Below are 1,247 nucleotides of genomic sequence, written 5' to 3'. Positions count from 1 at the left end.
TGTAGTGGCACACTGAATTTGGCCACCTGACCAGAGGTGATATCCTTACCTCGATAACGTTACAGGTGACACAATGGGTAAACATTTCACAGCGGAATTTAAACTCGAAGCAGCCAAACTGGTTGTTGACCAGCAATACACCTTTGCAGAGGCAGCAAAGGCTATGAACGTCAGCCTTTCTGCTCTGACTCGCTGGGTGAATAAGCTCCGTCTTGAACGTCAGGGTAAAGCCCCAGCAGGGCTGCCGTTAACACCCGAGCAGATCGAACTGCGGGAAATGAAAAAAAGAATACAACGTCTTGAAATGGAGAACGATATTCTAAAAAAGGCTACCGCTCTCTTGATGTCGGACTCGTTGAACAATTCACGATAGTTGACAAATTGAGAGCGCTTTATCCCGTTGAGGCGTTATGCCAAACATTTGATATCCATCGTAGCAGTTACCGATATTGGCACTGTCGTACAAAGAGGCTGGATGCAGAACGAGTCATAAAACGCAGTTTGGTCAATGAAGTCTGGCAGGCCAGCGGCGGCTCTGCAGGTGCCAGAAATATTGCCACGATGGTGACAAGCAAAGGGGTAAAACTGGGGCGTTGGCTTGCCGGTAAGCTCATGGAGGAGCTTGAGATCACGAGTTGTCAGCTTCCTACTCACCACTATAAGCGAGGGGGTAGTGAGCGAATTGATATCCCTAATCTTCTTGATCGTCAGTTCGCTGTCACCCAACCAGATCAGGTTTGGTGTGGTGATGTGACGTACATCTGGACGGGTAAGCGCTGGGCGTATCTTGCCGTTGTGTTGGATCTATTTGCCCGCAAGCCAGTTGGCTGGGCAATGTCCTATTCACCCGATACGGAACTGACGGTGAAGGCGTTACAGATGGCGTGGGAGTTACGCGGTCGTCCTACAGGTGTCATGTTCCATAGTGATCAAGGAAGCCACTATACCAGCCGTAAATACCGCCAAGTGCTGTGGCGTTATCAGATTAAGCAGAGTATGAGTCGGCGCGGTAACTGTTGGGATAACAGCCCGATGGAACGGTTCTTCAGAAGCTTGAAGACCGAATGGGTACCGATCACGGGTTATCAAAATTTTATTGAAGCCAAAAATGCGATTACCCGCTATATCACAGGGTATTACAGTGAACTCAGACCCCATTGGCATAACGGAGGTTTAACACCAAATGAATCAGAGCGGCTGTTCCATGAACAGTCTAATGCGGTGGCCAATATTGGTTGACCACTACA

General features: G+C 48.8%; 1 protein-coding gene. It reads left to right on the top strand.

All coding sequences use genetic code 11. The features are described from left to right. Nucleotides 1-73 precede the first annotated feature (73 nt). Nucleotides 74-1,239 (top strand): IS3 family transposase gene (locus tag AC2A06_RS18545; RefSeq protein WP_484381263.1). Its coding sequence is split into 2 segments (ribosomal slippage): nucleotides 74-320 and nucleotides 320-1,239, totalling 1,167 coding nucleotides; the frame shifts between segments, so codons are not numbered across the junction. The last annotated feature ends 8 nt before the right edge of the window (nucleotides 1,240-1,247 follow it).

This window comes from Serratia sp. HNCC26DJ244, assembly GCF_057180565.1.
Note: the sequence above shows the minus strand (reverse complement) of the source record. Positions and strands in the feature narration are given on the sequence as shown.